This window comes from Rhodococcus sp. BP22, from assembly GCF_014281965.1.
Taxonomy (GTDB): domain Bacteria; phylum Actinomycetota; class Actinomycetes; order Mycobacteriales; family Mycobacteriaceae; genus Rhodococcoides.
Genome location: NZ_JACFTB010000013.1, coordinates 1 through 26107, shown reverse-complemented (window position 1 = coordinate 26107; position 26107 = coordinate 1). Strand labels below are relative to the sequence as shown.

Sequence of the window (26107 nt, the reverse complement as noted above, 5' to 3'; positions counted from 1 at the left end):
ACCGGTGGTCGCCAGTCTGCGGACCTCGTCTGCTATCCCATCCTCGCCGGCTACGACGACATCGAGTAACGGAGCGACATCGTGCGCCGACACGATTGCCTGCACCGGCACTCCGTCGACCTCGGGATATACCGTACGGAGCGATTCGTGACGGGCGACCACATCGCTCACCGCCGCCTGCAATGCCGCCACATCCAACTCGCCCGACAAGCGAATTGCCAATGGCATGTTGTAGGCCGCCGATGCGCCGTCGAAGCGGTTCAGGAACCACATCCGCTGCTGCGCCAACGACAACGGAATGTGTTCGGGACGCGGGCGGGCCTCGAGAGCCAACCTGTCAGCGGTTCCTACTTCGCCCTGTATCCGAGCAGCAAGGTCTTCGACTACAGAGAATTCGAACAACAATCGCACCGGCACACGGGAGTCGAGGGCCTGACCGAGTCTGGCAACTACTCGCGTAGCGATCAGCGAATTGCCACCGAGGCTGAAGAAGTCGTCGTCGAGCCCGACACGATCGATACGCAGTACCTCCGCGAACGTCGATGCGACGATCTCTTCGACCGGCGTGGTCGGCGCCCGGAATTCCCGCGCCTCGAAGGTGGGCTCGGGAAGCGCCTTCCGGTCGAGCTTTCCACTCGAGTTCAGCGGGAACGCATCCAGAACGACAACTGCCGCAGGGACCATGTAGGTGGGAAGAAGTCGGCCGAGATCGGTCCGGACCAGGGCGACGTCCACTGACATACCTGGTCTCGGAACGACGTATGCGACGAGATGATCGCTCGAGGCCACGGTGACGACGAGCACGACGGCTTGGTTGATGGTGGGGTGCGCGAGCAGTGCCGTCTCGATTTCGCCGAGTTCTATTCGCTGGCCGCGAAATTTCACCTGGAAGTCGGTGCGTCCGATGTATTCGAGGACGCCCGGCTCACCATTCTTGCTCAGGCGCCACCGAGCAAGGTCCCCCGTCCGATACATACGCGTCCCCGGGGCTCCGGTCGGGTCTGCGACGAATCGGTCGAAGGTCAGATCGGGTCGACCCAGGTACCCACGGGCCAGTTGAACTCCGGAGAGATACAGTTCGCCTGCTGTGCCCGCCGGAACGGTCCGCAACCGGGAGTCGAGAACGAGTGCTGCCGTGTTCCACTCGGGTCTGCCGATAGGAACGGTGCCGCTGTCCGAAGTGGTCGACTCCCAATACGTCACCGACACTGCAGCCTCGGTCGGGCCGTACAAGTTGTGTAGACCGGCCGAGGAGATCGCACGGAATGCGTTCGCAGTTTCGAGCGGGAATGCCTCGCCGATGACGAAGACGTGCCTGAGGCTCCTGCAGGAAAGTCCCGAGGCATGTGCCGTGAACGTTGTCAGCATGGAGGGCACGAAGTCGGTGAGCGTGACGGAATGCTCCGCGATGGTATCTGCGATGTATGCGGGGTCGCGGTGTCCGTCCGGGGTAGCGAGCACGAGCGACGCACCTACCTGGAGAGGGAGGAAGAATCCCCATAGCGACACGTCGAATGTGGTTGCGGTCTTCTGCAGGTACACGTCCGCCGCGGTGAGGCCGTATTCCGTTCGCATCCATGCCATTTGGTTGACGACGGCGCGGTGTGAGACGGCAACACCCTTGGGCTTGCCGGTCGATCCCGAGGTGAAAATGACGTAGGCAGTGTTGTCGGGCGTCAACGTAGCGACGCGGCCCGAGTCGGTGACAGTCGCGCTGTGCTCTCCGGAAACAGTGTCGACTTCGGTGACGTCGAGGATCGCGACATCGCCGAAGAGTTCACGATCGTGGTCGCCGGACACGAGCACACAGGCGGGACCGGCTGCCTCCACGATGTACCGAACGCGACTTTCGGGGTGGTCCGGATCGACCGGAACGAACGCTGCCCCAGCACGCAGTACAGCGTAGATACCGACGACCAGATCCAGCGATCGCCGGATCGCGACGGCCACGCGCGCCTCGGGTCCGATTCCGCGAGCGATCAGCGCTCGTGCCAGCGAATCGACACGACTGTCGAACTCCCGGTAGGTCAGGGATCGATCTTCGAAGATCACAGCAATCTGGTCTGGGTGGCTGACTACACGATCATCGAATTCCGACAGCAAGTTCGACTCGCCCGTAAGTTCGTGGTGGGTGTCGTTACAATCACGCAGCAACATTCGGCGTTCGGCGTCGCCGAGGAGATCGAGATCACCGACCAGATCGACTGGATCGGCGGCGATAGCATCCAGAATCCGACAGTACCGACGAGCAAGGGACTGTACCGTCTCCTCGTCGAACAGTGCTGTTGCGTAGGTGATTTCGGCGGCAATTGGACCGCCTGCACCGTGCCTGGCATCCGCGCCGGCGAGAGTGAACTGCAAATCGAACTTCGCCAAAGCGCCGTCCATGGGCACTGGCGTGACCGCGAGAGACGGAAGTTCCAGACCTTCTTGTGCCATGTTCTGCAGGAAGATCGCGACCTGGAAGATCGGATGTCGGGAAGGCGAGCGCTCAGGGTCGAGCACCTCCACGAGCCGTTCGAAAGGAACCGCGTCGTGGCCGAATGCTTGCAGATCCGACTCCTGCACCCGCCCCAATAGATCCACGAAGGACTCGGTCGGGTCCAATCGAGTTCGCAGCGGAAGGGTGTTGACGAACATTCCGACGAGATCGTCGAGTTGCTCGTCCCCGCGACCCGCGATCGGCGCGCCGATGACGACGTCGTCGACGTTGGACAACCGAGCAAGCAGAACAGCCAGCGCCGCATGGGCGACCATGAAGAACGTGGCGTTCTTGGACTTGGCGAGTTCGAGAAGTGCTCTGTGCGTGGTGCCGGAAATTTCGAAATTCACGGTGCCGCCCGCACTGGATTGCACCGACGGGCGTGGCCGGTCGGTCGGTAGGTCCAGCTGTGACGGGATTCCCTCCAGCTCGGACTTCCAGAACGATTCCTGTACGGCGATCTGCGACGTCGGATCGTCGGAGGACCCGAGGACTTCGTGCTGCCACAGCGTGTAGTCCGCGTACTGAACAGGCAGGGGCGTCCACGCCGGTTCGATGCCTGCAGCACGAGAGACGTACGCCGTCATCAGGTCTCGCGTCAGCGGAGCCAACGACGCACCGTCGGCGGTGATGTGATGGGTGACTAGCGCCAGCACGTAATCCCCGTCGCCGATCGCCAGCAGCTGCGCACGCAGGGGAACTTCGGTGGTGAGGTCGAACGGAGCCAGGGTCATGGCCTGCAGCACACCGACAATCTCGGAGTCGGCCACAGGAACAGGTACGAGCCGGGGAGCGACATCCACGGCGTCGAGGACGACCTGATGGCCGTCACCGTTCTTCTCTGGGTAGTACGTTCGCAGTGTCTCGTGTCGGTTCACGACATCGAACACCGCCTGCGACAGGGCCGCCGCGTTCAGCTCGCCCGTCAGCCTCACCGCGAGGGGGAGGTTGTTGATCGCCGATTCCGGCTCCAACCGGTTCATGAACCACATTCGCCGCTGCGCGAGCGAGAGAGGGATCGGCTCCGGACGTGAGCGTGCGGTCAAGGGTGTTCGGTGTCCGACATTGTTCTGCGCATCGACCGACTCGGAGAAGCGAACTACCGACGAATAGTCGAACAGCGAGCGGACCGGCACTGTGGTGTCGAGGGCCGCACCGATACGCGCGACCACTTGGGTAGCGATCAGCGAGTTTCCACCGAGCTCGAAGAAGTCGTCGTCCAGACCGACACGGGGTAGGTCCAGCAACTCGGAGAAGACGCCGGCTACGACGCGTTGTGTCGGACTCTCGGGGGCGCGGTACTCGCGTGCGAGGAGAACCGGGTCCGGCAGTGCAGCTCGGTCCAGCTTGCCCACAGGTGTCAGCGGAAGCTCGTCGATCAACACGATCGCCGTCGGGACCATATGCCGCGGGAGTTTGTCGGCGACGAACTGCGTCAGGTCCGCCGTACTCAACGCCACTCCCTCTACCGCGAGGACGTAGGACACGAGCATGGCCGAACCCGCACCGCCGCCGGATTCTGTTCCTGCGCCTGCTGCACCGCCGACGCCCTCGCGTGCCACGGTTACCGCGAAATCGACTCCACTGTGTGCCGTCAGTGCAGAATCGATCTCGCCGAGTTCGATACGGAATCCGCGGATCTTGACTTGGAAATCACTGCGTCCGGAGTATTCGAGGACGTTGGAAGAGTGACGCCATCTGACGATGTCTCCGGTGCGATACATCCGCGAACCATCGGTTGCGAACGGGTTTGCGACGAAGCGGTCGGCTGTGAGCGCCTCCTTGCCGTGGTAGCCGCGGGCGAGTGCTGCACCCCACAGATACAGCTCACCCTTGGAACCTGCAATCGCCGGTCGTAACCGGTCGTCGAGAACAGCCGCCGACATTCCACGGATGGGGCCGCCGATCGATACCGTCGAGCCTGGGTCCAATGCACTACTGCACGTAGCCATGATTGTGGCTTCGGTCGGACCGTAGCCGTTGAAGAACCTTCGCCGGCCGGCCGGCCGATCCACGGCCCATTTGCTCACGAGCTCCGGCGGACACGCCTCGCCCGCCGAGAGAACCATCTCGAGATCGACCAAGCCTGCAGGATCGACCGACGCCAGTGCAGCGGGCGTGATGACCGCGTGAGTGACTCGTTCCTCTCGCAACAGCTCGGCAAGCTCCACTCCTCCGTACACCGAAGGAGGTGCGACAACCATCGTCGACGACGCCGTCACTGCCATGAGCAGTTCGAATACCGAAGCGTCGAAGCTGGGTGACGCGAAGTGCAGGGTTCGCGACGAGCTCGTGAGGGAGTAAAGCTCGCGCAACTCGACGGCGAGATCGCTCAGACCCGCATGGGTGACGACCACACCCTTGGGCACTCCAGTCGAACCCGAGGTGTAGATCATGTAACAGCCATGCGTCGCGTGCAGTGGCCGCACGCGGTCGGCTGCCATTACCGGCGAGTCGTCGTTGCCGCCCAACTCGGCAACGGAAGCCGGGTCGTCGAGGACGAGCCAATCCACCGACGTTGGCAGAGCATCGACGAATTCCGACACGGTCACACCGAAGCGAGCGCCCGAATCGGTGAGCATGTGTTCGATGCGATCGGCAGGATAATTGGGGTCCACCGGCAGGAAGGTGGCGCCCGATTTGGCGATACCCCACACGGATCGAACGGACGAAGCCGACCGAGTCATCGCGACTGCAACAACGTCGTCGGCGCCGAGGCCGCGCCCGATCAGAGCCCGTGCCAGACGGCTCGACCAGGCGTCCACCTCGGCATACGAGAGGTCTGTTCCTTCGAAAGACAGTGCCGAAGCCGACGGATCGGACTCGACCGCAGCAAGCAAAATGTCGGGGAGAAGTGGGATGCGCGGGCGTCGGACGCGCGGAGTTCGCCGAGGCCGTGCCGTCGAGCGGGATGTTCCTGGAGAGGTGGTACTGGCCGAGCTGTTCTGGCCGTCGCCACTCATCGAAGCTCGACTTCGACGTGCACGGAAACCGACAACTCAGACTTGAACAAGACTCACCCTTTGATCTCGATCCGAGGACAAGCCGAGTACTCGAAAAGACCGAGTTCCTGCCGTCGCCTCGTACAGGTATATAACGACAAATTGTCGTCCATGTATACCCCATCGTTCACGACGGGCAGACGTTACCGAGGACCGAACCGGGCGCGAGGCCCGTTATAACCGGGTAAATCATTCGCTCAGATGATTCACCAAGGTAGGTGCCGTCTCCGCGAGGTCGTGGATAACGTCACCTGTTGGATCAGCGACCGCCGAGGACCCACTTGTTCAGTATCGGTCCGATCAACTCCAACGATGTGTGCGAGGCCATCTTCCAGTGGGTCGTCTCCACTGGGTAGTTGACGATATTTTCGGGGTCGACAGCCGACTTCCAGGTAGACGCGCCCGACTCGCCCGAGGGGTCGTCAAGTTCGGCGGTGAAGTACAGCAGATCCCCGTCGAAGCTACTCGGCCGATATGCCTCCAGGAGTTCGGCGGAGTGCCGAATCCCGCCAAAAATGATCTCGATCCGCTCTCGGGTCAACGAGTCGAAAGGTGGCGGCAGGGTCGCAACCAGATCCACCGCGGCCTGTACATCGAAATCTGCGACATCGCGATCTGTTTCCCCACCGAACTCACCCACAAGATCGGCCATTGTCGGTATCGCCGTCGTACGACCTTCGGCCGTACCGAGGGTCGCATCCATCACGGCGAGCGTCTCGACGCTCTCCCCCAAGGTATGAAGCCGAACCGCAGCTGCGTGCGCAATCACACCACCCATCGACCATCCGAGCAGGTGGTAGGGCCCGACCGGCTGTACGGCGCGAATCTCGTTTACGTACAGCTCGGCCCAGTCCTCGATCGAGGTCGGGAGTGCAGCACCGGACAGAGCTGGAGATTGAAGACCGTAGACAGGCCGATCGGCATCGAGGTGCGGCGCCAATCCTGCGAACGCCCACGCGGTGCCCGTGATCGGATGGAAGCAGAAAAGCGCCTGGTCCGCGCTTCCCTCACGGAGCGTGACGAGAACGTCGAGTGGTCCGCCGGTAACGCGTCCGGCACTCGACGTCGCCGGTTCGCGGTCGATGCGTGCGGCCAGCTCTGCGGGTGTCGAACTTCCGAAAACCCAGGGAAGAGGTACATCGTGACCTACCGCCGAACTCAGCGCGCCCACCATTCGGACGGCAACCATCGAGTTGCCACCGAGATCGAAGAAGTCGTCATCCACGCCGACGTCCTCGGTGCCGAGAGTATCGGCGAACACCCGTGCAACCAGAGCTTCGGTCTCACTGCTCGGCGCCTTGTAGTGCACCTTGTCGAATACGGGATCGGGAAGGGCCCGACGATCCACCTTGCCGCTCGGATTCAATGGAAGTCGATCGAGAACGACAATGGCTGCGGGCTTCATGTACGACGGCAACTCCTCGGCTGCCAGCGCCTGCAGCGAGTCTCGATCGATCGATCGATCTGCCCCCGGAACGACGTAGGCAACCAGCCGGTGACCCGAATTTCCGTCCTCTCGCGCGACGACGGCTGCCTCGGTCACGTCAGGGTGGGTGCGAAGTACCGACTCGATCTCGCCCAGCTCGATCCGGTAGCCGTGTACCTTCACCTGCTCGTCCGATCGACCGAGGTACTCGAGCTCACCTTCGCGATTCCATCGGGCGAGATCACCGGTTCGGTACATTCGAGACCCGCTCGGTCCGAACGGATCGGCGACGAAGCGCTCGGCGGTCAGTGCCATTCGTGAGGTGTAGCCGCGCGCCAATTGGACGCCGGTGAGGTACAGATCTCCGCCGACTCCTGCCGGGACGAGGTTCATTCGCGAATCCAACACGAGAGTGCCGGTGTTCCACATCGGCCGGCCGATCGGCACGCCGCCGATATCTTCCGACACAACCTCGTGACAGGTCACCGACACCGCCGCCTCGGTCGGCCCGTAGAGATTGAAGAGCTTTCCCTCGTTGCCTCGGCGGAACCATTGGGCAAGGCCTGCAGCGAGTTCCTCCCCGATCGCGTAGACGCGCTCGATCGATCGAGGCAGTACACCTTCGGCCTGCATCAAAAGGGTGTTCAGCATCGCCGGCACCACACCGAGGGTCGTCACATTCTCCGAACGCATCAAGCCGAGAAGATAGACAGGATCCGGATGTGATCGGGGAGCGGCGATGACCACCGCGCTTCCTGCAGCGAGCGCACCCCAGTATTCCCACACGGATACATCGAACGTGACCGCGGTATGTATCAGCACGACATCGCCGGGCCCCGTGTGGAAGTTGGCACGCAGCCACTGCAACTGATTGACGATCGCTCGGTGGGAGACCGCCACTCCCTTGGGCTTTCCGGTCGAGCCCGAGGTGAAAATGACGTAAGCCGTGTTGTCCGGTCGCACCGGCGCGGTGCGCTCGAAGTCGCCGATGGGGCCGTCGGAGTACTCGGAGGAGTCGATCTCGTCCACCGACACCGTCGGCGCCGTGCTCTGCCAGTCCCCGCTGTCACCCGGACCGGTGACGAGAAGCGCAGGCGCGGCGGTATCGACGATGTAGGCGTTGCGATCGGCCGGATGCTCACTATCGAGTGGAACATAAGCGGCACCGGTCTTGACTACCGCATACATAACCACCAACAGGTCGACACCTCGTGGGATCGACAGTGCGACACTCGACTCCGGTCCGATTCCACGATCGATCAGGTATCGAGTCGTCGCGTTGACCCGCGAATCGAACTGTCGAAACGTCAACCGTTGATTTTCGGCAACAACAGCTTCGGCGTCCGGGGTTTCGGCCACTCTCGCCTCGTACATCGACATCAACGTCGACTCACCGACCGGATGCGCCGTCCGATCAGCGGAGAACACCATCGATCGACGTTCGGGCTCGGTCATCAGTTCGATGTCGCCGATCAGCACCATGGGATTTGCGGCCACAGCGTCGAGGACGCGTACGAATCGATCGAGCATCGATTGTGCCGTACTCTCATCGAAAAGATCTGTGGCATATGCTATTTCGATACCGAACACAGAATCGCCACTCCGTGCCGGATTTTCGGTGATAGTGAAGTGCACATCGGACTTGGCAACGTTCGATTCGAATTCGACCGGCCGAACTGCCAGATCCGGAAGCTCGAGCGACTCCTGTGCGATGTTCTGAAACGAGAAGCCGACCTGAAAAAGTGGGCTGTATTCGGAGGATCGCGGTGGATTGATGGCTTCGACGACGCGCTCGAAGGGCACATCCGAATGCGCGAATGCCGCGAGATCCACTTCCCGTACGTCGGCGAGCGCCTCGAGGAAGCTGGAACTCGAGTCGACCTGAGTCCTGAGCACGAGGGTGTTGACGAACATGCCGATGAGTCCGTCCAGCGCCTGATCGACGCGACCCGCAATGGGAGTACCGACCACTACGTCGCCGGAGTTGCTCATCCGGCTCAGGAATGCGGCCAAAGCAGTGTGGACGACCATGAACAGTGAGGCCTCGTTCGCATGCGCGACACTGACCAGAGTTCGGTGTACCTCCTCGGTGAGGGTCGTACGCACTGCCGCGCCTGCAAACGACTGCTGTTCGGGTCGGCGCCGATCGGTAGGCAGATCCAGCACAGGAGCGACTCCGCGTAAATGCTCCTGCCAGTATGCGATCTGTGTACTGAGCATCGAGTCGGGATCGGACTCGTCTCCGAGCACCTCGCGCTGCCACAGAGCAAAGTCCGCGTAGTGCACCGGCAACGGCGACCACTGCGGAGCATGTCCGGCCGCACGCGCCGAATATGCCAGCATGACGTCCCGTACGAGCACTGGGAGCGAGGATCCATCCGCACTGATGTGATGTACGACGATCACCAGCACGTACTCACCGTTGCACTCTCCGCTCGCCTGGTCGACGGCGTACAGCCTGACAAACACCGGTGGAGCCTCGGTGACGTCGAATTGCCTCGTCACTGCCTCGCGCACACGGGATGGGACGTCCTCGGAACGCACTGACACTGGCGTCAAGTCGGGAACGGCGCTCACTGCAGGCAGAACCGACTGCGAGGGACCAAGCGGTTCGTTCGGGTACAAGGTCCGAAGTACCTCGTGCCGGTCGACGACGTCTGCGACGGCGGCCTGAAGTGCCGCGACATCGAGAGCCCCCGACAGCCGCACCGCGATCGGGATGTTGTCCGCCACCGACGAGGTGTCGAACTGATTGAGGAACCAATACCGTTGCTGCGCAAGGGACAGCGGAATTCGAGAAGGGCGCTCGGTCTTCGTCAGCGTTGGTCGCAGATCGATCTCCGATGCATCTTCCACCGATGCGGCGAGTGACCCCACGGACGAGCTCTCGAACAGAGTTCGGACCGACACCGCGCGCCCGAGCGCCGAACTCAATCGCGATGCCGCTTGGGTTGCGATGAGTGAGTTGCCGCCCAACTCGAAAAAGTCGTCATCGAGCCCCACCCGATCCACATCGAGCACATCTTCTAAAACACCCGCCACCACCCGCTCCGACTCCGACACCGGCTCTCGGAACTCCCGCACCACAGCGACGGGCTCCGGCAAAGCGGCACGGTCCAACTTGCCCGCCGGAGTCAACGGCAACTCATCGAGGACGATCACCTGCGAAGGCACCATGTGTCGCGGCAACCGCTCCTTCACCCACCCCCGAATGTCCATCACATCCAGATCCGAACCCACCGCAGGCAACACATACGACACCAACACCGTTGCACCCGCCACTCCCTGCTCCCCCGAACGCGCCACCGTCACCGCGAACTCGACCCCCGGGTACGAGGTCACGACAGCATCGATCTCACCCAGCTCGATCCGGAAACCGCGCACCTTCACCTGAAAATCACTGCGACCCACATACTCGATGTCGTGCGAGTCGGGCAGGCGGCGAACTACGTCGCCCGTGCGATACATCCGTGTACCGTCCTCAACCAGCGGATTGGCGACGAATCGTTCTGCCGTGAGCCCCATGCGATTGTGGTAACCACGCGCGACACCGGGGCCCCAGAGGTACAGCTCTCCCTTCGCGCCGCCGAGCACGGGACGCAACCGATCATCGAGTACGGCGGCGGACATCCCGCGGATCGGTGCACCGATCGACACCTCGTCCCCCGCCACCAACGCATCCGAAATATTGGACGCGATCGTCGTCTCCGTCGGACCATACCCATTGAAAAACTCGCGCACACCCTCGCCGACACCACGCTCCACCGCCCACCGACCCAACAACTCAGGCGACCATGCCTCCCCACCCACCACCACAACCCGAAGATCGACCAACCCCGCCGGATCCACCGACGCCAGCGCAGCCGGTGTCACGAACGCATGCGACACCCGCTCCGAGACCAACAACTCCCACAACTCCACCCCACCGAACACCGACGCCTCCGCCACCACCATCGTCGACGACGCCGCCACCGCCAACAACAACTCCAACATCGACGCATCGAAACTCGGCGACGCAAAACGCAACGTCCGCGACTCCCCCGTCAACCCATACCGATCACGCTGCTCCACCGCGAAATTCGCCAATCCCGCCTGCGTCACCACCACACCCTTCGGAACTCCAGTAGACCCCGAGGTGTACACCACATACGCCGCCGACTCCGCCCGCAAACGCCCGACCCGATCCACCGATGTCAGCGGCTCACCCGACACCGACGCCAACAACGCCTCCACCGCCGGATCATCCAACACGATCCATTCCACACTCGACGGCAACAACCCCACGAACTCACGCACCGTCACACCCACCCGCACACCCGAATCCACCACCATCCGCTCCAACCGCTCCACCGGATACCCCGGATCGAACGGCACCACAGCGCCACCGGACTTCGCCACGCCCCACACCGATACCACCGAATCCACCGACCGCGGCAACGCCACACCTACAAACCCATCCACCTCCACACCCGAAGCCACCAACACCCGAGCCAACCGCGAAGACCGCGAATCCAACACCCGATACGACACATCAGCAGAACCACACACCAACGCCGACGAATCCGGACTCCGCTCCACCGCCGCCGCCAACAAATCCGGCAGGAGAGCAACGCGCGCCCGACGAGTGCGAGGCTTACGCCTGCCCTTGTCACGCCCGCTGGATCGACCGGATCTCGCCGTCCCAGCGGCCGACAGATCAGGGGTGACGTCGGATTTGATGTCGCCCGGGTTCGGGTTTGTCGCATTCATCGGTGGGCAGTACCTCGCAATCGCTCGGGATATGGACTGACTCAGCGTCGAGATTGTTTCGTGATTGCGCTGTTATAGCGGAAAATTACGCACCAATCAAAATGAAAAGTCTGTTTTGCAAGTCCAGAATCTACTCCGAAGGCTACCAAGCGCCGACCGATCTGCCATCACTCACGCCAAGCGCGAACAGGGGCACCGGATTCCAACGGGCCTCGAAATATGCTCCGAGCAGGCACGGAAGCCCGCATTATTTTTGGTTGTCAAAGCCACCGACTATGCCGATGCCTTTTATTACCGTATTGCACTACATTCTCGGCCGAAATAGAACCGAGATAGAGATGAACACGCGACAAACGTGCGACAAGCAAGTCAAGTGCAGGTTTTCACCGAGACTTCACACACAGCGACGGTCCACTCGTGCACAACGACTGGACCGTCAGCCGAAGATCGTCCAACCCGCAGCGGAGTCGGTCGCCGGAAGCTTCGTGTCCACCGGGTTCTCGGTGAGCACAACCGACACGAGGTCTTCCGCCTCGATGCTCGCTTCCAAGGCCGCACCCTGAGCACGAGAGACGAACGCATGGGTCACCCACTGTTCGACGATCACCGACTCGGGATCCTCGGACTCACCAGGCGCTGACACGACCATTGCGGAGCCTGCTGACGCCGCGAGTGCCCATTCCAGCAGAGACCAGCTGGTGCCGGACCGCGCGGTGCCGTAGGTACGCGATTCGAAGGTCACCCCGAGGAGGCCTCGAAGCGAGTCTGCGATCGTGACGACATCGCCGTGGGACAGAGGTGGGTCGACTCCATCGAAGAAGGCAAACGGATCCTCTGGGCGAAGAAGCCGCACTCGTTCCGAATACGCCACCGGCCGCGAGGAACGCTCGGCAACGGTCTTGATCACCGAGTCATCGCTCAGGACTATCCACTCGCCGACCGAACTCTCGACCGCCTCTACTGTCGCCACGATGCCCAGGACCGCGCTGCTCGACGTGGGGCCGGCTATCGCACCACCACTTTTGGCGACAGCCCAGAGCGTGACAATCTGCTCGATCGACCGCGGGATGGCGACGACGACCGCATCCCCAGGTCCGACACCCCGCGCGATCAGCTCACGTGCCAGCCGCGACGACCGTTCGTCCACCTCGCCGAAGGTGATGTCGACGTCGCCGATCGAGATGGCAGGCGCGTCGGGGTCTTCGTCGACCACAGTGCGCAACACCTGAGCGAGGGTTGTCCCTTCCACACCGACGGTTGCTGCGATGTCGACCGACGGTGCGGCTGTCAGAACGTGCCCTTGGTCGACCTCTGTATCGGATTGGATATCTATGTCCCCGACAATCACCCCGGTGCTGCCGGCGATCGCGTCGAGCACCAGGGTGAAACGCTCTCCAAAGCGCGAGATCGAGTCCTCGTCGAACAGGTCCGTTGCATAGGTGAAAACGACCCGCAACCGATCGCCGACGCGTTCGACCGTGACCTGAAGATCGAACTTGGCCGCCAGTTCGGCGCCGTCGAGAACCGAGATGGACAAACCTGGAAGTTCGAGTGTGGCTTGCTCCTGATTCTGTAGCGACAGAACCACCTGGAAGATCGGGTGTCGGGCGACCGAGCGGGTCGGGGACACTGCGTCGACTACCCGCTCGAAGGGGACGTCCGCATTGGCGAAAGCCCCGAGGTCGACGCTCCGAACTCGGTCGAGAAGGTCATCGAATCGATCCGCGGGATCGACGTCCACCCGCAGGGCGAGCGTGTTGACGAACATTCCGACCAGCCCATCGAGCGCGGCGTCACCACGGCCGGCCACTGCAGTGCCGATCACGATGTCGCGTCCGCCACTCATCCGAGCCAACAGGACTGCAAGCGCGCTATGCACCACCATGAACAACGATGCATTGTTGGCCCGCGCGATCCGGTTCAGCGAATCGGTCAGCTCCGGAGTCAGCGACGTGGCCCAGGATCGTCCGCGCATCGACTGTTGGGGCGGACGCGGCCGGTCTGTTGACAGATCCAGCTCGTCCGGAACACCCACCAGTTGTTCCGTCCAAAAACGGAGTTGACCGGCTGCGATCGAGTCGGCCTGCTCTGCGTCACCCAGTACATCGTGCTGCCACAGCGCATAGTCCGCGTACTGCACGGTCAGCGGAGCCCATGCAGGGGCCGAACCGGAGATCCGTGCGACGTACGCCGTCATCACATCTCGTGCGAGAGGTGCCATGGACACCCCGTCTGCCGAGATGTGATGAACCGATACTGCAAGCACATGATCGGTTTCGGTGAGCGCGAACAATTCGGCCCTGACCGGTATGTCGGTGGACACGTCGAAGCCACGCGAGATGGTGCCGCGAACCTTGTCGATCAGTTCGGTTTCGCTCGCACACGCAATCGGTGAGAGGTCGAGTCCGACATCGGCGACTTCGCGTATCTGCTGGAATGGGCCGTCCGCATCGGTCGGATAACTCGTTCGCAGGCTCTCATGCCTGTCGATCACATCGCGGATGGCACTGTCGAGAGCCTCGAGATCGAGTTCACCCGCCAGGCGAATCGCCAGTGGAATGTTGTACACCGACGAGCCTGGATCGAGGCGGTTGAGGAACCACATCCGCTGTTGGGCAAGCGAAAGCGGAATGCGCTCGGGACGTTCGGCGGCAACCAGCGCCCTTCGGCCACCTACACCGAGATGACGACTGGCGCACGACGCCAGAGCTGCCACAGTCGGAGCTTCGAACAGCTCTCGAACGGACACATCACTGTCGAGTGCCGCATTCAGCCTGGCTATGACGCGGGTTGCATCGAGCGAATTGCCGCCGAGCTCGAAGAAGGAGTCGTCCGCCCCGACCGCCTCCTGGGAAAGAACTGTCGCGAATACTTCGGCGACTGCCTTTTCGGCAGGTGTGCTCGGCGCACGAAAGGGTGACCCCGATGCGTACACCGGGACCGGCAGTGCCCGATGGTCCAGCTTGCCATTGACCGTCAACGGCAATTCGTCCAGGATTTCGATCAGATCCGGCACCATGTAAGCGGTCAAGAATTGTGCTGCAACAGAACGCAATCGGTTGATGTCGATGGACGCTCCAGCCGAGGGCACGACGTACGCGACGAGAGACTCACCCGCACGGCCTTCGGTGTCGGCGCCCTGACGCAGGTCTCGTCGAACCATCGCCACCGCCTGGGCGACGTCGGGATCTCGGAGCAAAGCCGATTCGACTTCACCGAGTTCGATGCGGAACCCACGCAGCTGAACCTGAGAATCACTGCGCCCGGCATATTCGAGCTGTCCACCAGTATTCCAGCGGCCTCGGTCGCCGGTCCGGTACATCACCGTTCCACTCGGTCCGAGCGGGTCGGCCACGAACCGAGTCGAGGTGAGTGCCGACTTGCCGAGGTAACCGCGGGCAAGTTGTCCGCCGCTCACGTACAGCTCTCCTGCCACGCCGACGGGCGCGAGGCCCAGCCGCGAATCGAGAACACGAACCGTCAACCCTGGCAACGCGTCGCCGATCACGCTTGCTCGCGCCCTGTGCGCTGCCTCCCGCGAGAGAGCCAGGAAGGACACGTGCACGGTGGTCTCGGTGATGCCGTACATGTTGACCAATTGTGGACCGTTCGGATGACGGGCATACCAACGCTCCAACGAGCTCAAATCGAGCGCCTCGCCGCCGAACACTATGTAGCGCAGGGAAAGTGACGGTGCACGGTCCCCCGCCGAACGTTCCGCCTCAGCCAGCTGAGCGAATGCCGACGGTGTCTGATTGAGTACGGTGACGCTTTCACGTGCGAGCAGTTCGAGGAACTTCTCGGGCGAGCGAGAGGTGTAGTAGTCCACTGTCACCAGCCGTCCACCGGACAGCAACGGTCCCCAGATCTCCCAGACGGAAAAGTCGAATGCGTAGGAATGGAACATGGTCCATACGTCTTCGCTGCTGAACTCGAACCGCTGCGCCGCGGCCGCGAACAGCGTTGTGACGTTTCGGTGGGTGACTGCAACACCCTTCGGGAGTCCAGTCGAACCGGATGTGTAGATGACATACGCGACGTTGTCGGCGGAAGCACTTCTCGGCAGCTCGGAACCGGAGAGTGCGGATCCGTCGAGCTCGGTGACCAACGCGGAATCGACGTCGACCATGGGACAGTCGAACGCGCCGATCGAGTCGAGTTCCGCCTGTGACGTGATCACGGCACCGGGGACTGCATCCCCGAGAATGTACGAGATGCGATCGAGCGGGTTGCTCGTGTCGATCGGGAGGTACCCCGCACCGGCTTTCAGAACCCCGAGAATCGCCGCGATCAGATCTGCCGACCGCGGCAGCGCCACAGCTACCAGGCTTTCCGGTCGCACACCGGTCGCCGACAACGCCCGTGCAATCCGATTTGCTTTGCCGTCCAGCTCCGCATAGGTAAGGGTGACATCGCCACTGGTGACGGCGGGCGCCCCCGGGTTCGCGCGTACGGCAGCATCGAAGCGCGCCACGAGCGTTGCATCACCGACATCGACGAGTTCGGTGCCCTCAGCGCTCAGCGCCGCACGCTCGGCCTCGTCCACGATCTCGATATCGCCGATCACCACATCGGCATCCGCGACTACTGCGCTGACTATCGCGGTCAGCCGGCGAGCAAAACTGACAGCAGTTGCGTCGTCGAAAATCTCACGCGCATAGGTCAATTCGACAGCCAGCGGGCCTTCGCTACCAGCGTCCGACGCCATCTCGGTGATAGCCAATTGCAGATCGAACTTGGCTATCGCGACGTCGAGGTCCACGCCCGTCACGGTCAGGTCCGGCAGGGCGAACCGAGACGGCTCCATGTTCTGGTAGGTCAACATGACCTGAAATATCGGGTGGCGTGCAGCACTTCGTTCTGGATCCAGAATCTCCACCAGCCGCTCGAACGGCAGATCGGCATGAGCAAACGCCTCGAGATCCACCCCACGTGCGGCGTCCAACAGTTCACGGAAACGGAGGTTCGGCGAGGTATCGGTACGAAGCACGAGCGTATTGACGAACATGCCGATGAGGTTGTCGAGGGCCTCGTCACCGCGACCCGCTACGGGTGTGCCCACGACGATATCGGTGGAGTCCGAAAGCCGTGACAGCAACACGGCGAGTGCCGCGTGAACAACCATGAACACGCTGGCGCCCGATGCCGTCGCCAAAGACCGCATCTGCCGATGCGTATCGGCATCGATTGTGAACGTATGTGTGGCACCGAGATTCGACGCGACCGCAGGCCGGGGGCGATCGAACGGCAGCGATAGCTCCGTCGGAAGGTCCGCCAACGCCTTCGTCCAGTACTCGATCTGATCGGAGATGACCGAATCCGACTCTAGTTCGGATCCGAGTATGTCGCGCTGCCACAGGGTGTAGTCCGCGTACTGAACGGGTAACGGCGCGAAGTCGGGCACCGTGTTCTGCGTTCGGGCGTGATATGCCGTCATCACGTCGCGAGTCAGGGGCCCCATCGAAACTCCGTCGCCGGAGATGTGATGTACCACGAAAATCAGAATGTGCTCCTCGGCCGAGACCTGGAGCAGCCGCACCCGAAGGGGCACTTGGGTTGTGACATCGAATCCGCTCGACACCGTATCCATCACAACGGCGGTGACATCATCCGGATCGACGATGACCGGAGTGAGCTCTGCAAGAACGTCGTCCACGGAACCGATGCTCTGAAATCCGACGCCGTCGTGGTCCGGGTACGACGTTCGAAGAGATTCGTGTCGTTCGATCAGGTCGCGGATGGAATGGAACAACGCGCTCGTATCGAGTCGGCCGGACAACCGAATCGCAACCGGGATGTTGTTCACCGCGGATGCGGTATCGAATCTGTTCAGGAACCACATCCGCTGCTGGGCGAGCGAGAGCGGAATCCGGTCGGGCCGGTCGCGTGGAGCCAGAGCAACATGTGCGTCACCAAGTGATCGCAACTCGATCTCACGAGCGAGGTCACCGACAGCTGGATTTCCGAAGAGCAGCGGAACCGGCACTTTGACGTCCAGGGCCGCGCCGAGACGCGCAACCAACCGGGTTGCAACGAGGGAGTTTCCGCCCAGATCGAGGAACGAGTCGGTTCTGCCGACGCGCTCGACTCCGAGCACCTCGGCAAAGATCTCTGCGACAGTTATCTCCAACTCGGTGACCGGCGCCACGAATTCCTTGCCGGCAAAGACCGGCTCCGGTAATGCTGCCCGGTCGAGCTTGCCGACCGGAGTGAGCGGAACCGAATCCAGCTCGATGATCTGGGCCGGAATCATGTGTGCGGGCAACGTGCGGCCGAGGTGTTCGACAAGCTCGTCGGTGTCGAAGTCCACACCTGCAGTGGGTTGTACGTACGACACCAATGCTGTTTCGCCGGACGGAAGTTCGCGGCCGACCGTAGCAGCGAACTGCACATGCGGATGAGTGGCAAGCGTGCTGTCGACTTCACCCAACTCGATCCGGAAGCCACGAATCTTGACCTGAAAGTCACTACGGCCGAGGTAGTGGATGATGCCCTCGGAGTCACGTCGGACGACATCTCCGGTGCGATACAGGCGGGTGCCGGTTCCCGAGGCATTCTGCCCGGTTGCCGTCGCTTCGGGGAACGGATTGGCGACGAATCGTTCCGAAGTCAACGCTGATCGCTTGTTGTATCCCTCGGCGAGCTGCGCACCCGCTAGGTAGAGCTCGCCACTGACTCCTGCCGGAACTGGACGGAGCCGGTTGTCGAGCACGAATGCACCGACACCTGGGATCGGTGTGCCGATGACCGGCGCTTCGCCCACCACTAGAGGCGCCGTACTTGTTGCCAGGATGGTCGCTTCGGTAGGTCCATAACCGTTGAAGAACAGTCGCTGCGGCAATCCCGCGCCTCGTTCGGCGCCGACCCATCTCGTCACCAGTTCACCGGTGAAGGTGTCGCCGGCCACGACGACCGCTTCGAGGTCGGGAAGGCCGTTCGGGTCGACCGAACCTAGTGCTCCCGGCGTGATGAGTACGTGAGTGACCTGCTTCTCACGGAGCAGATCGGCCAATTCCTCGCCGCCCCCGATCGACGGCGGAGCCACCACGAGCGTCGCGCCGGAGGTGAACGCGAGCAGCAATTCGAGGACCGACACGTCGAAACTGGGCGAACAGACGTGCAGCATCCGAGAGTCGGATGAGAGACCATAGTGCGGTCGCTCCGCCGCCACGAGCGGTCCGAGACCGGAATGGGTCACCACGACGCCCTTGGGCAGCCCTGTCGATCCGGACGTGTAGATGATGTAGGCCGCATGCGACTCGAGCAGTGGTCGCACCCGATCCGCATAGGAGATCGGGTGCGCTGGGTAACTCTCGACGGCCGCTGCAAGGCTCGGCTCGTCCAGCGCGAGCCAGTCGACACCGCTGGGAAGGCCTGCTGCGAACGATTCGAGGGTGAGACCGAGTACGGCTCCCGAATCGGTCACCATGTGCTGTGTTCGATCGGGAGGATAATTCGGATCCACCGGTACGAATGCCGCTCCGCTTTTGGCGACTGCCCACACCGCGAGGACGGATTCGACCGACCTCGGAAGAGCCAGCGCGACTCGGTCGCCGGGACCGACCCCTCGTTCGATGAGCGCTCTGGCCAGCTTCGACGACCGTTCGTCGAGCTCGCGGTAGCTGAGCGAGATTCCTGAGGACATCAGCGCAATCGAATCGCCTGCTGTTTCGACGGCACTCGTCAGCAGCTGCGGAAGTAGCTCTGTCCGGACGCCGTGGCGACGGCTGGGACGTTCTCCTCGTGACCGGCGACCGCTTCCACGGGTAGCACCGTCGACCCGACTGCGGGATTCACTCGCACTCATGTCGTCGAGCCCTGTGTTCGATCTGGCCGGGTACGGAACGTCATGTATGCGGATCACCTTCGTTGTCGAAAAGTTCGATGGTCTCGGCTCGGACTCTCCCCGAGACGCCGAAAAGACATGGCTGAACTGACAGCCCACTGTCGAACGGCCGTCCCGGGGTAGAACGCGCAGAGCAAGTTTAGCGAGCCCGGCTCAGCTCACCGCCACACGATCGATTCGAGCCGACCGTGACCGGGTTCGCACGCCTCGGACATCTATCCGGTTTCAGGCGTATTCCGTTACCTCACGAGCCCACAGCGCAGGTCGAGGGTCACATGTGAGTCACGGTCCGCCCGTCCGTCCATACCTCGACTGCATCACCCGTCGCGGGCCCATCTGTGACGATCACGACTACCAGGTCGTCGAGATCCTCCGGACCCGACTGCTCGAGTACCTCGATCGGCACGAACGCGTGTGTCGCCCACGAGTCGAACAACAGGTCGGCCACCGAGGAGACGTCGATGTTCGGCTCGCCCATGATGAGAGCGCCACCTCTCGAGGTCACCGCGAAGGCCTCGAAGACGGACGCGTCGGAATCGAACGATCCATAGTGGAAGCTACGGGTGTCGTATCCGAGCTCGAATCGATCGGCGTAATCCGCGATGCGAAGCATCAATTCCGACTGAGTGAGCGAACCCGAAGCCAGAGTGATAGCCGTGTGATCTCCGGACAGAGACTGCAATCGGTCCGAGTACGAGACCGGATGCCGCGGTCGGGACGCTGTTTCTCTGGCGAATTCGGCGTCGTCGACAACGAGCCAGGTCGGACCCGCCGGTGCCGTGTCGCGGTACTGCGCGACTGTGACACCGAAGGTGCCTTCGGGGACCGAACTGTGCGATCCGGGCTGCGAAGGAATCACCGCAGCACCGGTCTTTGCCACTGCCCACAATGCCTCGATCGCCGTCGTCGAACGAGGAAGATGCACGACAACCGACATTCCGGGTCCGACGCCTCGATCGATCAACGATCGAGCAAGTGTGGACGAGGCGACATCGAGTGCTCGGTAGCTGATCTCATCCTCACCGGAGACCATCGCGGGTGCCTCCGGGTCGTCCTCGACGATCTCCGCGAGGACCTGAGGAAGCACCTGCATATCCGAGCCCACGGATCGACGCGCACCCTGTGTGCCGGAATCCAGGTCGGTCGAGGCCATGACGACCTGCTCTCGTTCGTTCGCATCCAAAAGGTCGATCGTCCCCACTCGTGCAGTGGGCTCGTCGATCAACGCGTCCAGAATCCGAAGGAACCACCGACTCAGATCGGTGACGTACCGACCGTCGAGGACCGTGTCCAGGTACTTGAACGTCAGCTCGAGTCTTGCCTCGACGACCGTCAGGACCGTCAACGGGTAATGCGTGGCGTCGTCGACACCTACACCGGTGATCTGAAGGCCATCGACCGAACTTGCCGCAGCGATCGCGTCGCGGTCGATGGGGTAGGACTCGAACACGAGGAGCGTGTCGAACAATCTGTCCACACCGATGCGCTGCTGAATCTCGGTCAGACCCACGTAGTGATGATCGAGCAGATCCGCCTGCTGTCCTTGCAACCGCACCAGAGTCTCTGCCCGCGAGTGCCCGTCTCCGACATCGACACGAACCGGCAACGTATTGATGAAGAGTCCGACCATCGACTCGACGCCTGCAAGGTCGGCCGGCCGGCCCGACACGGTAGCCCCGAAGACCACATCTGCGCGTCCGGTGAGACGCCCCAGAAGTATCCCCCACGCCGCTTGCACGACAGTGTTGACCGTCACACCCAACTTCGAGGCCATCGAGGACAGCACGGCAGTGCGATCCTCGGACAGCGAAACCTCGATCTTGCCGATCCCCGGTACCGCCCCCGAGGGGCGTGCGCTTTCGGTGAGCAGCGTCGGTTCCGACACCCCGTGGAAGGCGGCCGCCCATCGATCGAGCGAATCTTCTCGGTCACGGCCGTCGAGCCAGGACAGGAAGTTCCGGAACGGTCGTACTCGGGGCAGCACCGACGTGTCGGCACGGACTGCGTACAGCATCAACAGATCCTGCATGAGCAACGGCATGGACCACCCGTCGAGCAGGATGTGGTGACTGGTGATGCCCAGGTGCCATGCATCCGCGGCGACCTTGATCAGCGTGAACCTGATGAGCGGTGGCGCGGACATATCGAAGCGCTCGGCCTGAGCGGCAACAAGTATCCGCTTCGCCTCCGCGCGTCGAGAGTCCTCGGCAACATCCATCAGATCGATCTCGTGGAAGGGCAGCTCCAGAGCGCCGAGAACCACCTGGACCGGGCTACCGTCACTGTCGGAGACGAACGCGGCTCGGAGATTGCTGTGGCGATCGAGCAACGCCTGCCCGGAAGCCCGCAAACGATCGGTATCGACGACACCGGACAAGTCCAGTACAGCCTGCATCGTGTAGACGTCCACCGTCGATTCGGTCATCATCGCGTGGAACAACAGCCCGGACTGCAGCGGAGTAAGAGGCCACACGTCTTCGACGCCTCGGTAGGCAGACTCCCACGAATCGATCTCGTCCTGAGTGGATTCGATCAACGTCAGGTCCGATGGCGTCAGCCCGCCTGCTTCTGCGGTGCGGCTGTGATCGGACAGGGCTTCCATCGCCTCGGTCCACAGATCGGCCAACTCGGAAACATCCGCACGGTCCACAAGCCCGTTCGGGAACGCGAACGTAGCACCCAATCTCGGACCATCCGGGCCGTCGGTGACGATGGCGTTGATATCGATGGTCGAGTTGGCAGGCATGTCTTCGTCCATCGAGGCGGTCAAAGATCCGAGGGCGCCCGTCGGAGCCCATCCGAAGTCCGCCAGCTCAGCCGGAATCTCGGACGAAGAAATCCGACCCAGATAATTGAAGCTGATCTGACCGGACGGGACCGATTCCAGTTCTGCGGAGGTCTCGTCGTCGAGATACTTCAGCAGTCCGTACCCCATCCCGCGATCGGGCACACGGTGAATTTGCTCCTTGACCGTTTTGACAGTCGCACCGGCGGTGGCACCACCGGCAAACGCGTCGTCGATGTCGATTCCGTCCAGATCGAGCACCAATGGGTAAGCACTCGTGAACCAACCGATGGTCCGCGACAGATCGGCACCTGGGACGACCGCTTCCTCGCGGCCATGGCCTTCGAGAGCGAACAGCGCACTCGTGGTGGGGATCCCACGATTTCGACGCCACCGCGCCACTGCCAATGCCAGGGTTGCCAGCAACCCGTCGTTGACTCCACCTCGGTAGAGGCGCGGCACGCGAGTCAGTAGCGCATCGGTCGTGTCAGCCGAAATCTCTACCTCGACACGCTCGACGGTCCGTACGACATCGAGCGTCGGATCGAATGGCCGTCGACCCACCAGCGGGTCATCGAAGTTCGCCAACGACTTCCAGATCGGCAGTTCCTCACGTCGGGCCGGCGCTGCGGCTGCCTGGATCAGTCCATGCGACCACCGACGCATCGAGGTGCCCACGGCCGGCAGCGATACCTGCTGCCCTGCAGCGAGTTGCGACCACGCGACCGCGAGATCAGGGAGCAGGATGCGCCACGTGACACCGTCCACCACGAAGTGATGGGCCACGATGAGCAGCACACCGCGCCGACTCTCCTCGACGGCTTCGGTGTTGCTTGCGGTGGGTGTTCCGGTGTCGAAATCGAACCAGACGAACTGGATCATCGCACCCGTGGCCGGATTCAGACGCCCCATCGCGGCGGACAGTCTGTCGGAGGCCAGTGCCTCGAGATCAGGACCCGATATCGATGCGTCCACGCGAACCACGTCGATGGCCGCGCCCACATCCACGCTGCCTTGTTCCCGAACGGCCATTTCACCGTTCGCATATACCGCCCTGAACATGTCGTGGTGATCGACGATCGCAGTCAAGGTGGCCGTCAGAAGAGCCAGATCGATTTCTGCAGGCAGACCGACCGACACCGACTGGGAGAACCGGTCCAAGTGCCCGCCCGCCTCCGTCACCTTGCGCATGATCGGAGTCAGTGGCATCGGACCGATGCCACCACCCGGCAGTTCGGACAGAACCGTGGCACGATCCGAATCATCGAGTCGGACCGCCACTTCGGCGAGACCGGCAACCGACTTGCGTTCGAACACATCACGCGGAGTGAAGGAGATACCTCGAGCCTTGGCCCGCGAGACGAGCTGGATCGAGACGATGCTGTCGCCCCCGAGCGCGAAGAAGGACTCGTCGACTCCGACCCTCGGCATACGCAATACATCGGCGAAGACCTCGGCGATGATCTCCTCGATATCGGTTTCGGCAGCCCGGTACACCTGCTCTTCGAACACCGGTTCAGGAAGAGCGCGGCGGTCGAGCTTGCCGACCGGGGTCAATGGGACCTCGTCCAGAATCACGATCGACGACGGCACCATGTGCGACGGCAACGTCCGCCGTACGAACTCGGTCACTGCAACCGGATCCACCGAGGAACCGACGGCAGGCATCACGTAGGACACCAGAACCGTTGCGCCAGAGGGCAGATCCTTGCCGAGGGTGGCCGAGAACGCCACCGACGGGTGAGCGGCGAGCGCCGCATCTACCTCGCCCAGTTCGACGCGGAAACCACGAATCTTGACCTGGAAGTCCGAACGTCCGACGAACTCGAGTTCCCGAACCTCCGGTCCGGTCCATCTGACGAGGTCACCGGTGCGGTACATCCGCGCACCCGTATTCGAATATGGGTCCGCGACGAATCTGGTTGCAGTCAGGGAACCCCGCTGGTGGTATCCACGAGCAAGTCCTTCGCCCGCAAGATAGAGCTCGCCGGCGACTCCGACCGGGACCGGCCGTAGTCGCCTGTCCAGGACCAGCGCCGAGGTTCCCCGAACCGGTGCACCGATGGTGACCGGACGCCCCGGTTCGAGTTCGGCGAACGAAGAGATGATCGTGGTCTCCGTCGGGCCGTAGCCGTTGAAGTACCGCCGACCCGGCGCCCAGCGCGCGAGCAGTTCGGAGGTGGTGACGTCGCCACCGACGGAGAGAACCCGAAGACTGTCCATGCCCTCGGGATCCATCGTGCCCAGTACCGCGGGCGTGATGATCGAGTGAGTCACTTTCTCCGAGACCAAGATCTCGGCCAGATCGGGGCCACCGATGATGTCCGAAGGGACGATCACCAGCCGAGCGCCAGAAGCGAACGTGACCATCCATTCGAGGACAGAAGGATCGAAGCTGGGTGAACAGATGTGCAGGAATCGGCTCTCCGGCGTCACACCGTACAACTCGATCGCCGAATCCAGCACCCCACGCAAACTCGCATGGGTGACCACTACGCCCTTCGGCAGCCCCGTCGAACCCGACGTATAGATCACGTAGGCAGGGTGATCGGTCGTCAGCGCCGCGATGCGGTCGCTATCGGTGATCGGATCGGCGGAGTGCGTAGCGATCTCCTCTCGGAGTTCGTCGCCGTCGAGCAACATCCAGCTCTCACCTGGCAACGCATCGACGTGCGCCGACGCTGTGATGCGTACGACGGCCGCCGAATCGGACAGCATGTGTTCGATTCGATCCGACGGGTAGTTCGGGTCGACGGGCAGGTGAGCGCCACCGGCCTTGGCAACCGCCCAGACGCACACGAGCATTTCGTACGATCGCGAAAATGCAAGAGCAGCTACAGTATCCGGTCCGACTCCGCGACCGATCAACGCACGCGCCAACTGCGAGGAAGTCTCGTCCAGTTCGCGATAGGTCACCGACCGACCCGAAATACGGACCGCAACGGCCTCGGGGTCGAGAGCGACTCCCCCCGTCAATATCTCCTGCAGAGTCGATGCCGAGGCTACAGCTCCGCCATGCGCATGTGTCAGAGCGTCGGCCTCACCTGCACCCAGGAGCGCTAGATCGCCGACCGGCTTCGACAGATCCGCCACCGCGTCGTCGAGCAACCTGACAAATCTCACCGCGAAGTCGGACACAGTCGATTTGTCGAACATGTCTGCGGCGTAGGAGAACTCGGCTGAGATGCCATCGAGGTCGCCACCAGCGAGGACGTGCTCGCGAAGTGTGAGTGACAGATCGAACTTCGCGATGTTTGCCTCGAACGGGACGCCACTGACATGCAGGTTCGGCAACTGAAGATCGGTCGAGGGCAGATTTTCGAACGAGAGCGCTACTTGGAACAACGGATGACGGGTGGTCGACCGTTCCGGGTTGAGAACCTCCACGAGCCGCTCGAACGGAATATCCGCATGCGCGAATGCCTGCAGATCCGCCTCTTTTGCTCGGGCGAGAATCTCAGCGAACGAGCGCTCCGACTCGACATGCGTACGCAACACCAGGGTGTTGACGAACATACCCACCATGTCGTCCAGTTCGGACTGGCCACGGCCTGCGATAGGCGCACCGATGGCGATGTCATCGGTACCGGACATGCGGGCGAGGAACACCGCCATCGCGGTGTGCACGACCATGAACAGTGTGCTGCCCGTCGTTCGGGCCACGTCGAGCAATGCACGATGCAGCTCGGCGTCGATTCGGAACGGGACTTTCCCGCCCTCGTACGTGCGAATCGATGGGCGAGATCGGTCGGTAGGCAGGTTCAGCTCGTCCGGCAATCCTGCCAATGCCGCTTTCCAGTACGACACCTGCTGCGCC

Annotated in this window: 5 protein-coding genes; 1 reads left to right on the top strand and 4 read right to left on the bottom strand. The window is 62.4% G+C overall.

Going from position 1 to position 26107, the window contains the following annotated elements:
* The 3 genes from H2510_RS20390 to H2510_RS20380 all read right to left on the bottom strand — a co-directional run.
* A partial coding sequence (locus tag H2510_RS20390) for a non-ribosomal peptide synthetase (protein WP_186630104.1) occupies positions 1-5445 on the bottom strand: 5445 nt, incomplete at its 3' end.
* Positions 5446-5743: 298 nt separating this feature from the next.
* Positions 5744-11659: a non-ribosomal peptide synthetase gene (locus tag H2510_RS20385; RefSeq protein ID WP_186630103.1), complete on the bottom strand. Its 5916-nt coding sequence runs from the start codon at positions 11657-11659 to the stop codon at positions 5744-5746.
* Between the two features lie 436 nt (positions 11660-12095).
* A complete protein-coding gene (locus tag H2510_RS20380) occupies positions 12096-19466 on the bottom strand; it encodes a non-ribosomal peptide synthetase (protein WP_186630102.1) in 7371 nt (2456 codons plus the stop codon).
* Here H2510_RS20380 and H2510_RS21020 point away from each other — a divergent pair.
* Positions 19465-19596, top strand: coding sequence for a hypothetical protein (locus H2510_RS21020; protein WP_261393101.1), 132 nt, complete (start codon positions 19465-19467; stop codon positions 19594-19596). The genes H2510_RS20380 and H2510_RS21020 overlap by 2 nt on opposite strands.
* A 180-nt stretch (positions 19597-19776) precedes the next feature.
* On the opposite strand, the gene H2510_RS20375 is transcribed toward H2510_RS21020, so the two are convergent.
* Positions 19777-26097 (bottom strand): non-ribosomal peptide synthetase, encoded by a 6321-nt coding sequence (locus H2510_RS20375; RefSeq protein WP_222438986.1) that lies wholly within the window; start codon positions 26095-26097, stop codon positions 19777-19779.
* Positions 26098-26107: the final 10 nt, after the last annotated feature.